The organism is Pantoea sp., assembly GCF_028283705.1.
GTDB lineage: Bacteria > Pseudomonadota > Gammaproteobacteria > Enterobacterales > Enterobacteriaceae > Pantoea.
Window position 1 is genome coordinate 149,239 of the sequence record NZ_JAPWKD010000015.1, and the last position, 11,865, is coordinate 161,103.

The following is an 11,865-nucleotide window of genomic DNA, read 5'->3' on the forward strand; positions in this document are numbered from 1 at the left end:
CTCTCCATGATCGCCTGATATCTGTCTTTTATGCTTTCAGGGCTTTACTCAGCCTCTGAGTAGTTGACGTTCAGCGTCGTATGCTTGTTTCCGAAGACGCGACACAGGCTGTCGTCATGAAACTGAAAAGTAAGGACAATATTATGCGTAAACTGACTTCCCTCTTCCTGGCTACCGCGATGGCTCTCGGTGCTGCCAATATCGTCCATGCTGCGGCAGACAACCTGACGCCTCCGCCAGCCGGCAGCGAGAAACCCATGCATAAGCCGCCGATGATGCGCCATGGTGGCATGGACATGATGTTCAAGGGTCTGAACCTGACCGACGCACAGAAAAAGCAGATGCATGACATCATGCGTGAAAGCCATAAAGACTTTAAACGCCCGTCGCTGGAAGAGCGCCGCGCTAACCACGCCATCATTGCGTCTGACAGCTTCGACCGTGCGAAAGCCGAAGCGCAGGCAGAGAAAATGACCGCCAACGCGAAAGACCGTGCCGTGGCGATGATGGAAACCCAGAACAAACTCTATAACGTCTTGACGCCTGAACAGAAAAAACAGTTCAACGCCAATTTTGAGAAACGTCTGACAGAGAAAGGCCCGCACGACGGTAAAATGCCACCACCACCGGCTGATGGCGAATAATCCATTTAGCCTGACGGTTTGAGACCGCCGACATTGTCCATCGCACCAGGTGCTTTGGGCAGCGTCGGCGGTTTTGTTTTTACAGCGGAATCAATGGGTAATCGCCCGACAACAACGGGCGGCAGAGAATTTTATAGCCGTCGTGATCAAAGCCCTGTGATGCCCGCTGTAGCTGGCGCGCTTCTTCTTCGCTGCTCACCGAACCCAGCCAGAACCAGTGATCAATCACATGGATCTGCGTCATCCCCTCACCACGTTCGACCATGCCGACGGCGCCTGGCCATGGCCAGCACACTACGCGTAAATCCTCCAGCGCCGACTGCAAACGCTGTTGATGTGCGCTGATCGTCTCGTTACCACAGCAGGCTCCGGCACAGCGTTTCAGCGCAGCGCGAAAACACCCCCGACCGCTGCGCAGACTCTCCAGACCGAGCAAGCCGTGGCACAGTCGTTGTTCATCGGCGATGCTTTTCAGTTTTTCCAGCGCCGCATGGCGGCTGCGAAACAGGCCATACAAATTGGGGGAAGAGGAAAAATCGAGATCGCGGGCATAAACCACCTGCGGGGCGGCATTGCTCAGCTGGAGCGAGCAAAGCTGGCGGTTTTTTCGCAGACGTTTATTAAATAACGGCTGTTGCGTTTTGATCATCTGCGCTTCCAGCAACTGCGCGCCGAGATCACCCGCCGTCGGGATCCAGCTGACGCGCCTGGCCTGGCGCAGCATGCTGGCTTCATCGGGGGTGCGGAAATGGGACATCACGCGGCTACGCAGATTGACGCTCTTACCGATATACAGCGGCAGGCTGTCACTCTCGCCGTGGAAAACATAGACGCCGGGCTGGTTGGGTAAACCTTCCAGCCACTGACGTAAATGTTCGGGATATTGATAAATGGCCGCCGCATCAAATTCGAGGCGGCTGCGGGTGGATTGTCTGACCAAAGAACACTCCGATTACTGGTTACCTATCCAGTGTATCAGCCGGGCGTTTTTCTCGCCAGCGACGACAGGCGGCGCGTTGCCAGCCAGCAAACCAGTGAACCCAGGGTGATCATTAACACGCCCTGCCAGAAGGCCAGCGAGGGCGTCAGACCCAGCCACAGCGAGGCCAGCAAGGCAGACAGCACCGGGGTGAAGTAGGAGGCGGTCGCCAGCAGCGTCAGGTTGCCGTGCTGGATGCCGTGGTTCCAGGCTGAATAGGCAACGGCGGTCGATATCCCCATAAACAGCACCTCAAGCGCCGGAATCAGGCTGAAATGCAGCGAACTGAAATCTTCCGTCACAACAAATTTGATCCACAACGCCAGTGCAGTGATGACAAAGAACAGATTGACGCCGCTTTTGCCGCTGGCGTATCGACGCGTCACATTGTTGTACAGCCCCCAGGCGATCGCGGCGATAAATGCCAGCCCATAAGCCAGCGGATTGCTGAGCAGGTTATGTCCGAGTTGGCTGAGTGAACTGCTTCCGCCGCTTTGCAACACCCAGATAATACCCGCCAGTGACAACAGTAACCCCGGCCATAGCCACACACGAAACCGCTGTTGATTCATCGGAATAGCGAACACAATCGTCAGGCACGGCCAGAGATAGTTGATCATCCCCAGTTCCAGCGATTGAGCGCGATCCTGTGCCAGACCAATCGCCAGTGCGAGGCAGATTTCATAGCCAACGAACAGCACCCCGCCACCCCACAGATAACGTGCAGGAAGCTGACGCAAATCCGGCAGGCCGCGCGTCAGGCATAACAATACGGCGGTAGTGGTGTAAATCAATGCTGCCCCGCCCGTCGCACCAAAGGCTTCACTGACGCTGCGTAACAGACCAACGGTGGTGCTCCAGAGTAAAATCGCGCTCAGCCCTACCAGGGTGGCACGCGGTAAATTTGCAGGCATAGCAACGTTTCAAATGAGGCTGAGAAAGGCGTTTTCCGTCCAGGGGTGGAAAACGCCGGATGGGGTTATTTTTTCCAGAAATCGTCGAACACGGTAATCGGTGGGCGGCGTTTGTGTTCAGTTTTCAGATACCAGCCTTCGATGGTTTTAGCCGCAGCGGCATCGATGGTTTTCCCTTCCAGGTAAGCATCAATCTGCAGATAGGTCACACCGAGTGCCACTTCATCCTGCAGGCCAGGACGATCGTCTTCGAGGTCGGCAGTGGGATGCTTCAGGTAGAGATGCTCCGGGCAGCCCAGCAGCTTCAGCAACTGTTTGCCCTGGCCTTTATTCAGACGGAAAATCGGGTTGATGTCGCTGCCGCCATCACCGTATTTGGTGAAGAAACCGGTGACCGCTTCTGCCGCATGGTCGGTACCTACCACCACGCCTTTGGTCATTCCGGCAATGCTATATTGCGCTTTCATTCGTTCGCGCGCTTTTTCGTTGCCGCGAATGTAATCGGAAAGGGTAATGCCCGCGTCCTGCAAGGCGCGCTCACTTGCCAGCACCGCTTCTTTGATGTTGACCACCAGCGAACGGTCCGGCTGGATAAACGCCAGCGCATCCTGACAATCCTGCTCATCTGCCTGCACGCCATACGGCAGGCGCACGGCGATAAAGGTGTAGTCCTGATCCCCGGTTTCTTCACGCAGTTCGCGAATGGCGGTCTGCGACAGGATACCGGTCAGCGTGGAGTCCTGACCGCCGCTGATACCGAGCACCAGGGTTTTGATCCCCGGATTGGTTTTCAGGTACGACTTTAAAAAATCAACGCTAACGCGGATTTCCTGCTGGGGATCGATAACGGATTTAACGCCTAAGGCTTCAATGATTTCCTGCTGCAGTGACATGAACCTCTCCTCAAGTCAGTTGCCGGGCGGCACAATACGAATGATGTCCTAAAGCTAACGCGGCTGGGCCAAAACAACAAGCCGTATGGCTTGTTGTCTCAGTTATTTGCTGGTAAATCAGGCGCTTTTCGGCTTCATTGCCAGCAGGAAAAACATCACAATCGCCAGCATAAAACAGCCGAAAATCGTACCCGTCATACTGATAACCGAGGTGCCGCCGAGGCCGGTGACCGGCACGCTGATGGCACCAAGGGTGAACATCGTCACGCCGATAACCGCTGAAGCACTGCCCGCGCGATGTCCCTGGCTTTGCATCGCCAGTGATGAAGCGGTGGTGGCGATGACGCCGTTACTGGCGATGGTGAAGAACAAGGCCACCAACAGCAGCGGCAGCGGTGCGCCGCTGATGCCTGCCAGCAGCAGGCCGAGTGAGGCGACAAAGGCCAGCACCAGTCCGCCCTGCAACACCCGATACTCGCCCCACAATGGACACAGGCGTGCGCTGGTCTGCGAAGCAATAATCAAACCGACGCCATTCGCAGCGAAGCAAAGGCTGAACGCCTGCGGTGACAAACCATAAATCTGCTGCAATACAAAGGGGGAGGCGCCGATATAGGCGAACATGCCCGCCATCATAAAGCCCTGGGTCAAACAGAAACCCATAAAGGGACGATGGGTAATGACCTGGCCGAGTGCCGCCCAGGCGGAGAACACCGATCCTTTACTGCGTCGTTCCGCTGGCAGCGTTTCATGCAATTTCCAGCGTGCCAGCAGGATCAGCACAATCGCGATTGCGGCCAGCACGACAAAAATACCGCGCCAGTTAAGCAGCGTCAGGAGTACGCCGCCCAGTACCGGAGCGGCAATCGGTGCCAGGCCGTTGACCAGCATCAGCAGCGCAAAAAAGCGCGTCAGTTCGTGACCGCTGTACATATCACGCGCCACGGCACGCGACAGCACTGCACCACCGGCACCGGCTAAGCCCTCAAACAGACGTGCCACCAGCAGCTGGTTAATATCTTTGGCCAGTGCACAGCCAATTGAGGCAATAAACAGCAACACCAGCGAGAGCAGTAACGGGCGCAGGCGGCCAAATTTGTCACTCATCGGGCCAAACAACAGCTGACCCGCTCCGAGGCCGAGCAGGCCCGCTGTCAGGCTTAACTGCGCGGTGGCCGTTTGGGTATGCAGATCCTGCGCCAGCTCAGGCAGCGCGGGGAGATAGAGATCGATACACAGTGGCCCAAGTGCTGCAAGCAGGCCAAGGATGATGGCGTAAACCAGGCGATTCGAATGTGCAGGTGTCATTTATCCTCTGTTTTTATTAAGTGTGAAATCAGGTTCTGATAAAGGTGTTGCAGGGTTACCGCTGACGCTTTCTGTGGCGTTAGTCGGCGCAGAGCGGTGCCATCAAACAGCACCGCCAATACTTCAACGCAGCCATCAACCTGGTCATCGCTGAGTTCCGGATGGCTGGAACGAACCTTCTGTCGGGCATGGTTAAACATACGGGCATCGGCGGCTTCCAGCATGGCGGCGACGCGCGGATTACGACCTGCTTCGGCAGCGACATCCAGCATCAGCAAGTCATCTTCGCTATTCAGGTTTTCACGTCCGGCGAGCAGGGCGGCGAGCTGATCGCTGTCGACCCGATCGCGCATTGCTGCCACGCGCCCATCAACGATGCGTTTTACCATCTCTTCAATGATGGCGTCTTTGCTGGGGAAATAACGGTAGATCTGCCCGACGCTAAGATTCGCCGCGCAGGCTAAGCGCGCCATACTGGCGGCATGGAAGCCTTCCCGGCGGAAACACTCGCGTGCGGCGCGAATGATTTCATCCTGGCGCTGACGGTGGCGCTGGTCTTTGTTTTCGCGTTGTCTGGTCATAACCGCCCTGAAAATAGTTTTGAGAGTGCTTATTCTCATTGGGCGATTATACGGTGGCGTATCGATGATCACAGGTACTTTTACGCAATCCTGACGCTTCGGAACTGACCGAATCCGCAGCCATAAAGTTGATTAATCTGGATTTATGTTCCAGGCTTATAGCTACATGGACAAAGCGATGAGGAACAACAAGATGAATAAAGTGCTGGGATGTATCGTTGCCGCGATGACGCTGGCTGCTCTCTCTGGGTGTACAGCTTACGATCGCGCTGAAAGCTTCGTGACGAAGCCTGTGGTGAAGGATGTGAAAAAAGGCATGACCCGTGACCAGGTGCGTCAGATTGCCGGGCCGCCGTCAACGGAAATCACCATGGTGCATGCGCGTGGGACTTGCCAGACTTATGTTCTGGGTGAGCGCGATGGTAAGCCGCAGACCTATTTTGTCAGCTATAGCGACACCGGTCGTGTAATGAACTACGGTTTCCAGAGCTGTAAAGATTACGATACCGATCCGCAGGCCGCACAGTAAGCGCAGCAAAACAACAAACGGCCCGTCATTGACGGGCCGTTTTTCATTGGGGCTTACAAACCATAAGGGCGGGGAACTTCAGTGTAGCTGCCGTTGATATCGCGCTGGTAGTAATGACCTTCCTGCACGTAATAACGTCTGCCGTTGAAATCGAGTACGCGCATCCCTTCTACCGGCACTGGCTGCGGTGGCTGTACCACCACATAGTTTTCTCCCTGACGCTGATAATAGCTGCCATTGAGCAGATAGTAGGTCAGGCCGCCAATCAACACTGCTGTCGCGGCATCGGGTAAGAAATGCAGCGGGCCGGGTCCTCCCCAGTGTGGTCCTGGACCGGGTCCCCAGGGACCAGGATGGGCGAGGGCGATGGCTGGCGTTAATAACGTTAACGCCAGCACCGAGGCGATAACTTTTTTCATGAGTAGTTCTCCTGCTATGACTGGTAGCAGGATTGGCTTTTCACCGGTAAAACTCAAGCTAAAAGTGGCTGATTTTTCCTCTATTTACCATGTTTAACACTTTCCTGACGGTAGCGCCATGATTGGTAGGGATTAGGGAGGAAAACCTGAGGGGGATTGACCAGATGCGCACTGAGTCGCATCTGGTATCGATGGCTTAACGATGCGCCAGTTCGGCGTGTTCGTCACTTTCCAGCACTTTCTTATCGGTCAGACCGAGCCAGCGGCTGGTCAGTGAACCGGCGGTCATCGCACCGTTGACGTTGAGCGCGGTACGGCCCATATCGATCAGCGGTTCAATGGAAATCAGCAGCGCAACCAGCGTCACGGGCAGGCCCATCGCGGGCAGCACAATCAACGCGGCAAAGGTGGCACCACCGCCGACACCGGCAACGCCCGCTGAGCTCAGCGTCACAATGCCTACCAGCGTGGCAATCCACAGCGGATCAAACGGGTTGATCCCCACCGTCGGTGCGACCATCACTGCCAGCATGGTCGGATACAAACCGGCACAGCCGTTCTGGCCAATGGTGGCACCGAAAGAGGCGGAGAAGCTGGCAATAGATTCCGGCACGCCAAGGCGACGAGTCTGGGTTTCCACATTCAGCGGGATGCTGGCAGCACTGGAACGGCTGGTGAAGGCAAAGGTAATCACCGGCCAGACTTTACGGAAGAAGCGTAGCGGATTGATACCATTAACTGACAGCAACAGCGCGTGCACGCCAAACATAATGGCAAGACCGAGGTACGATGCCACCACAAAGCCGCCGAGCTTGATAATGTCCTGCAGATTAGAACCCGCCACCACTTTGGTCATCAGCGCCAGCACACCGTAAGGCGTCAGCTTCATGATCAAACGCACCAGCTTCATCACCCAGGATTGCAGGGTATCGATGGCAACCAGTACGCGCTCGCCTTTGGTCTTGTCATCTTTCAGCAACTGCAAGGCGGCAACGCCGAGGAAGGCCGCAAAAATCACCACGTTGATGATCGAAGTCGGGCTGGCACCGGTCAGGTCCGCAAACGGATTTTTCGGGATAAAGGAGAGCAGCAGCTGCGGCACCGAGAGATCGGCCACTTTGCCAATGTAGTTGCTTTGAATTGCGTTCAGACGCGCGGTTTCCTGCGCCCCTTGCACCAGACCCTCGGCACTCAGGCCAAACAGGCCGGTTACCATCACGCCGACCAGCGCTGAGATAGCGGTGGTAAACAACAGCACGCCAATGGTCAGGACGCTGATTTTACCCAGCGAAGAGGCATTATGCAGACGCGCTACCGCGCTGAGGATCGAGGCGAAAACCAGCGGCATCACAATCATTTGCAGCAGCTGCACATAGCCATTGCCCACAATATTGAACCAGCTGATCGAGGCTTTAACCACAGGGCTGTTCTCACCATAAAGGGTTTGCAGCGCCAGGCCAAACAGCACGCCGAAGACCAGGCCTGTCAGAACGCGTTTTGACAGGCTCCAGCGATCGTTACCGATGCGAGCCAGCAGCACCAGCAGCGCGGCGAACACCACGAGATTAATAATCAGGGGAAAATCCATGCTCTACTCCAGAGATTTGCCGCGCCTTCGCATGTACGGGCGCGGAATACAGGGTGATTCCTTAACAGGAATGGCGGCATGTTATCAGTTCATAAAACAGCAGGCTTATATCCAAATGGAATTGATTATAACAATATGCTGATTTTTGTCTGATTATCGTTCATTCTGGCTATTAATTAATCGGCTGACGCCATTTTGTAACGTGCTGAACAACTGTTCCGGCCAGCCGTTTGCACCAAAAGATGGCAGGCCGGGGGGAAACCACAGGGCATAACCCACCAATGCCAGGCACAGGGCGCGCTCCAGTTGGTTGCCTTTCTGGCTATTGAGCACTGGCAGGCGAAAGCGCCAGCGGCAGGGCCACAGCAGGGGAACACCCGCCGGGGTGAGCATATCGGCGACAATATGGCTGAGATAGCCGAGGGTCATGCCTTGCAATACATCGGCAGGAATCGGCCAGCTGGCGGGAACATTAATCTGGAATAGCCAGATACTCACCGCCACCGCCAGTAAACTGTGGGTAAAGCCACGATGACCAAAGGCACGTGCAATCGGCTGAGAAAGCCATCGCAGCCGTTGTCCCAGCACCGATTTAGGGTGATCGATATCCGGCAGCAGGCAGGTCAGCAGCGTAGCAGGCACCAGATGCCACCAGTCGGCACTGGCCATCACGGGTGTCAGCTCGGCGCGTTTGGCAAAAATAGCGCTGGCAATGGCGAAAATGATGTGGCCTTCGGCCGTCATGATAAAACCTGGCTGCAAACTGTCGATGCATCCAGTATAGGGATTTATCCAGTGAATGAGAATATGTGACGCTGTAACCAGGCGTGAATTTAAGACGATACCCGCGCCAGAATGACGCGGGAAATGAGAGGCTTAGCGCGCCAGCCAGCCACCGTCCACTGCCACGGTGTAGCCGTGGACGTAGTCAGAAGCGCTGGAGGCGAGGAACACCACTGGCCCCATCATATCGTCCGGCAACCCCCAGCGTCCGGCCGGAATACGGGCGAGGATCTCTTCACTGCGCGATTCATCATCGCGAATCTGTTGCGTGTTATTCGTCGCCATATAGCCGGGGGCAATGGCGTTGACATTGATGCCATACTTCGCCCATTCGTTGGCCATCAGCCGCGTCAGCCCCATTACTGCGCTTTTGGACGCCGTGTAGGAAGGGACGCGAATGCCCCCCTGAAACGACAGCATCGAGGCAATGTTAATGATCTTACCGCCATGCCCCTGAGCAATGAATTGTCGGGCGACCTGCTGTGAGAGAAAAAACAGGCTCTTGCTGTTAATGTTCATGACATCATCCCAGTCTTTTTCACTGAAATTCAGGGCATCTTCACGGCGGATAATCCCAGCGTTGTTGACCAGAATATCAATGTGACCTGCCTGTGCCACCGCCTGTTCCACAATGCGCGGCACGGTTGACGGCTGAGTGAGATCGGCCTGAATTGACCAGAAACGGCGACCCAGCGCGATGACTTTTTCTGCCGTATCATCAGGCCCGGCACGGTTTACCCCGATAATATCGCAGCCAGCCTGCGCCAGTCCGAGCGCCATCCCCTGGCCCAGCCCGGTATTACAACCGGTGACCAGCGCCACTTTTCCTTCAAGACAAAATGCATTCAGAATCATGGTATTTCCCCTGTGCCTTAACGCAGCGCGCTGACGCTGACGTGGTCCATGTCATCAAACACCTGATTTTCACCGACCATGCCCCAGATAAAGGTATAACGCTGGGTACCGACACCGGCATGAATCGACCAACTGGGTGAAATCACCGCCTGCTCGTTATGTACCAGCAGATGACGGGTTTCCTGCGGCTGGCCCATCATATGGAATACCGCGCTGTCGGCGGCCATATCGAAATAAAAGTAGACTTCCATTCGGCGTTCATGGGTGTGGCAGGGCATGGTGTTCCACAGGTTGCCCTCGTCAAGACGGGTCAGCCCCATGGTGAGCTGACAGGTTGGCAACACATCCGGCACGATAAATTTATTAATGGTGCGACGGTTAGAGGTGGCAGCATCACCCAGCGTGGCTTTTACGGCGTTATCGAGCGTGATTTTTTTATCGGGATAGCGGGTGTGTGCCGGGGCGCTGTTGTAATAAAACTTCGCCGGATGGCTGGCATCGCTGCTGCGGAAAATAACCTGCTTTGCCCCCTGGCCGACATACAGCGCTTCCTGATGACCAATTTCCCAGGTTTTATCCTCCACCTCAATCAGGCCGGGGCCACCGATATTGATCACCCCCAACTCACGGCGCTCAAGAAAATAGCTCACACCGAGCTGCTTACCCACCTCACTGCCAATGGTGACTGCCTGCTGAAGCGGCATCACGCCTCCAATAATGATTCGGTCAATGTGGCTGTAGGTGAGGGTGTAATCATCCGGGGTGAAAATGTTTTCAATGAGAAATTCGCGGCGCAGGGCGGCAGTATCGAGGGTTTTAGCATGCTCGCTGTGAATGCTTTGACGTACGTCCATCTCAGGCCTCTTGATTAAAGAAGGAATAGGTCCCGATGCGGGTCTGTTGGCATCTTAGGCAGGATGAGACATGAATTCAATAAAAATGAAACGTTGTTTTATTTATTTGTGTTAGCGATCAAATCGGCAAAAAAAAGCCCGCTGTCAGAGCGGGCTATCGGGCTGTCAGCCATGCAGATGGGGAGCGGTAAGCTGGGTGAGGTCGTCCAGCTGAACATTCGCCAGCGCCCAGCGCGCATCAGCGCGATGTTCGGCTGCCGGGACGACGATTGAGCGCATTCGCGCCGCTTTGCTGGCAACCATGCCGTTAAAGGAATCTTCCAGCGCCACGCAGTTCAGGGGGTCGATAGCCAGCTTTGCCGCCGCATCAAGATAAACCTGCGGATGCGGCTTGCTGTAGGGGAGCCGCTCCGCTGAAGCCAGCACGTCAAAATAGTGACGCAGGTTAAACATCTCCAGCACTCGCTCCAGCATATGCATCGGTGAGGCGGAGGCGAGACCAATTTTTAATCCCTGCTGGCGGCATAACAGCAGAGCCTGCTCAACACCAGGCAGCAGCGGGCGGGTCTCTTCCACCAGCGTCAGTGCGCGCGCAATGATACGGTCGGTGACTTCCTGCTGGTCCGGTCCGTTCCACGGCAGCGCTTCGTACCACATGCGAACAGTCTGATCGATGCGCAAACCTAAGGTGTCTGGCAATTCGTGGCGGCGGGTGAGATCCACCCCCAGGGTGGCAAAAACATCCAGTTCGGCGCGATCCCACAGCGGTTCTGAGTCGATCAGCAATCCGTCCATATCAAAAATGGCGGCCAGAACAGGGCGACGATATGACATACAGCGGCTCCGTTTGAAATTTGGCTAACCTTAACACGACTCAGCATGAAAACCGACCCGCCACCATGCCGCGCATTTTTCAGGAAAAAAAGCCGCAGTACAGGTAGACTTAGGGCAAATCTTATTCTGTTCAGGGAGACACCATGACTTACCAACAGGCTGGCCGCATCGCCATCCTTAAGCGAGTGGCTGGCTGGGTGATTTTTATTCCGGCGCTTTTGTCCACCATCATCTCCGTCTTAGGTTTCATGTTTAAGCACAGCGAAAAGCAACCCGGTATCGATGCGGTGATGCTCGATTTTGTGCATGTCATGATTGATATGGTGAAGTTTAATACGCCGTTTCTGAGTTTTTTCTGGCAAAACTCCCCGGTGCCGGAGTTTAAAGGGGAAACAAATATTGGTTTCTGGATTATCTACTTTCTGATTTTCGTTGGTATTGCGATGCAGGCCTCAGGCGCACGCATGTGGCGTCAGTCACGCCATATAAAGGAAGGCATTGAGGACCAGTTGATTCTGGAGCAGGCGAAAGGCAGCGAGGGACGTAACCGTGCACAGCTGGAGGAGAAAATCCACGTGCCGCGTCATACCATTCTGTTGCAGGTCTTTCCGTTGTACATCCTGCCGATTGTGATCGCGATTGCCGGTTACTTCGTACTGAAATTGCTCGGTTTGCTGTAAACCG

At 55.3% G+C, this 11,865-nt stretch carries 14 protein-coding genes; 3 read left to right on the forward strand and 11 right to left on the reverse strand.

Annotated elements, in window-relative coordinates:
- The first annotated feature begins 143 nt into the window (after nucleotides 1–143).
- A complete protein-coding gene (spy, locus tag PW844_RS13430) occupies nucleotides 144–644 on the forward strand; it encodes an ATP-independent periplasmic protein-refolding chaperone Spy (RefSeq protein ID WP_299452364.1) in 501 nt (166 codons plus the stop codon).
- A gap of 79 nt (nucleotides 645–723) precedes the next feature.
- On the opposite strand, the gene cho is transcribed toward spy, so the two are convergent.
- The 5 genes from cho to PW844_RS13455 form a co-directional block, all read right to left on the reverse strand.
- Nucleotides 724–1,584, reverse strand: coding sequence for an excinuclease Cho (cho, locus tag PW844_RS13435; RefSeq protein WP_299452366.1), 861 nt, complete (start codon nucleotides 1,582–1,584; stop codon nucleotides 724–726).
- 35 nt (nucleotides 1,585–1,619) lie between these two features.
- On the reverse strand, nucleotides 1,620–2,537 hold the full coding sequence (gene yddG / locus PW844_RS13440) for an aromatic amino acid DMT transporter YddG (RefSeq protein ID WP_299452368.1): 918 nt from the start codon (nucleotides 2,535–2,537) through the stop codon (nucleotides 1,620–1,622).
- Between the two features lie 65 nt (nucleotides 2,538–2,602).
- Nucleotides 2,603–3,430, reverse strand: coding sequence for an ammonia-dependent NAD(+) synthetase (gene nadE, locus PW844_RS13445; RefSeq protein ID WP_299452370.1), 828 nt, complete (start codon nucleotides 3,428–3,430; stop codon nucleotides 2,603–2,605).
- A gap of 117 nt (nucleotides 3,431–3,547) precedes the next feature.
- The gene (locus tag PW844_RS13450; RefSeq protein ID WP_299452372.1) at nucleotides 3,548–4,738 is read right to left on the reverse strand and encodes a multidrug effflux MFS transporter; all 1,191 of its coding nucleotides are present in this window, start codon (nucleotides 4,736–4,738) and stop codon (nucleotides 3,548–3,550) included.
- Nucleotides 4,735–5,319, reverse strand: coding sequence for a TetR/AcrR family transcriptional regulator (locus tag PW844_RS13455; protein WP_299452373.1), 585 nt, complete (start codon nucleotides 5,317–5,319; stop codon nucleotides 4,735–4,737). The genes PW844_RS13450 and PW844_RS13455 overlap by 4 nt, the downstream gene beginning before the upstream one ends.
- Before the next feature lie 193 nt (nucleotides 5,320–5,512).
- On the opposite strand from PW844_RS13455, the gene osmE reads away from it, so the two are divergent.
- Nucleotides 5,513–5,848 carry an osmotically-inducible lipoprotein OsmE gene (osmE, locus tag PW844_RS13460; RefSeq protein ID WP_299452376.1) on the forward strand — a complete coding sequence of 112 codons (336 nt, stop codon included), beginning with the start codon at nucleotides 5,513–5,515 and terminating at the stop codon, nucleotides 5,846–5,848.
- Nucleotides 5,849–5,901: 53 nt separating this feature from the next.
- Here the strand turns inward: osmE and PW844_RS13465 are convergent, their stop codons facing one another.
- The 6 genes from PW844_RS13465 to hxpB all read right to left on the reverse strand — a co-directional run bounded on the left by PW844_RS13465 (nucleotide 5,902) and on the right by hxpB (nucleotide 11,181).
- Entirely contained in the window at nucleotides 5,902–6,267 is a 366-nt protein-coding gene (locus PW844_RS13465; protein ID WP_299452378.1) for a DUF6515 family protein, read from the reverse strand.
- Between the two features lie 196 nt (nucleotides 6,268–6,463).
- The gene (locus PW844_RS13470) at nucleotides 6,464–7,855 is read right to left on the reverse strand and encodes an L-cystine transporter (protein WP_299452381.1); all 1,392 of its coding nucleotides are present in this window, start codon (nucleotides 7,853–7,855) and stop codon (nucleotides 6,464–6,466) included.
- A 153-nt stretch (nucleotides 7,856–8,008) separates the two neighbouring features.
- Nucleotides 8,009–8,599 carry a metal-dependent hydrolase gene (locus PW844_RS13475; protein WP_299452383.1) on the reverse strand — a complete coding sequence of 197 codons (591 nt, stop codon included), beginning with the start codon at nucleotides 8,597–8,599 and terminating at the stop codon, nucleotides 8,009–8,011.
- A gap of 132 nt (nucleotides 8,600–8,731) precedes the next feature.
- Nucleotides 8,732–9,493, reverse strand: coding sequence for a 2-dehydro-3-deoxy-D-gluconate 5-dehydrogenase KduD (gene kduD, locus PW844_RS13480; RefSeq protein WP_299452385.1), 762 nt, complete (start codon nucleotides 9,491–9,493; stop codon nucleotides 8,732–8,734).
- 17 nt (nucleotides 9,494–9,510) lie between these two features.
- Nucleotides 9,511–10,347 carry a 5-dehydro-4-deoxy-D-glucuronate isomerase gene (gene kduI, locus PW844_RS13485; RefSeq protein WP_299452387.1) on the reverse strand — a complete coding sequence of 279 codons (837 nt, stop codon included), beginning with the start codon at nucleotides 10,345–10,347 and terminating at the stop codon, nucleotides 9,511–9,513.
- A gap of 165 nt (nucleotides 10,348–10,512) precedes the next feature.
- Complete coding sequence (gene hxpB / locus PW844_RS13490; RefSeq protein WP_299452389.1) at nucleotides 10,513–11,181, reverse strand: hexitol phosphatase HxpB; 669 nt, start codon at nucleotides 11,179–11,181, stop codon at nucleotides 10,513–10,515.
- Between the two features lie 143 nt (nucleotides 11,182–11,324).
- Between hxpB and PW844_RS13495 the strand changes: the two genes are divergently transcribed.
- On the forward strand, nucleotides 11,325–11,861 hold the full coding sequence (locus PW844_RS13495; protein ID WP_299452391.1) for a YniB family protein: 537 nt from the start codon (nucleotides 11,325–11,327) through the stop codon (nucleotides 11,859–11,861).
- Nucleotides 11,862–11,865: the final 4 nt, after the last annotated feature.

Bases quoted from the DNA above. Each gene is read 5' to 3' on its own strand.
- hxpB (WP_299452389.1), bottom strand. From the start codon at position 11,181: ATGTCATATCGTCGCCCTGTTCTGGCCGCCATTTTTGATATGGACGGA.
- PW844_RS13455 (WP_299452373.1), bottom strand. From the start codon at position 5,319: ATGACCAGACAACGCGAAAACAAAGACCAGCGCCACCGTCAGCGCCAG.
- PW844_RS13495 (WP_299452391.1), top strand. From the start codon at position 11,325: ATGACTTACCAACAGGCTGGCCGCATCGCCATCCTTAAGCGAGTGGCT.
- kduD (WP_299452385.1), bottom strand. From the start codon at position 9,493: ATGATTCTGAATGCATTTTGTCTTGAAGGAAAAGTGGCGCTGGTCACC.
- kduI (WP_299452387.1), bottom strand. From the start codon at position 10,347: ATGGACGTACGTCAAAGCATTCACAGCGAGCATGCTAAAACCCTCGAT.
- spy (WP_299452364.1), top strand. From the start codon at position 144: ATGCGTAAACTGACTTCCCTCTTCCTGGCTACCGCGATGGCTCTCGGT.
- PW844_RS13475 (WP_299452383.1), bottom strand. From the start codon at position 8,599: ATGACGGCCGAAGGCCACATCATTTTCGCCATTGCCAGCGCTATTTTT.
- yddG (WP_299452368.1), bottom strand. From the start codon at position 2,537: ATGCCTGCAAATTTACCGCGTGCCACCCTGGTAGGGCTGAGCGCGATT.
- PW844_RS13470 (WP_299452381.1), bottom strand. From the start codon at position 7,855: ATGGATTTTCCCCTGATTATTAATCTCGTGGTGTTCGCCGCGCTGCTG.
- osmE (WP_299452376.1), top strand. From the start codon at position 5,513: ATGAATAAAGTGCTGGGATGTATCGTTGCCGCGATGACGCTGGCTGCT.
- PW844_RS13450 (WP_299452372.1), bottom strand. From the start codon at position 4,738: ATGACACCTGCACATTCGAATCGCCTGGTTTACGCCATCATCCTTGGC.
- nadE (WP_299452370.1), bottom strand. From the start codon at position 3,430: ATGTCACTGCAGCAGGAAATCATTGAAGCCTTAGGCGTTAAATCCGTT.
- PW844_RS13465 (WP_299452378.1), bottom strand. From the start codon at position 6,267: ATGAAAAAAGTTATCGCCTCGGTGCTGGCGTTAACGTTATTAACGCCA.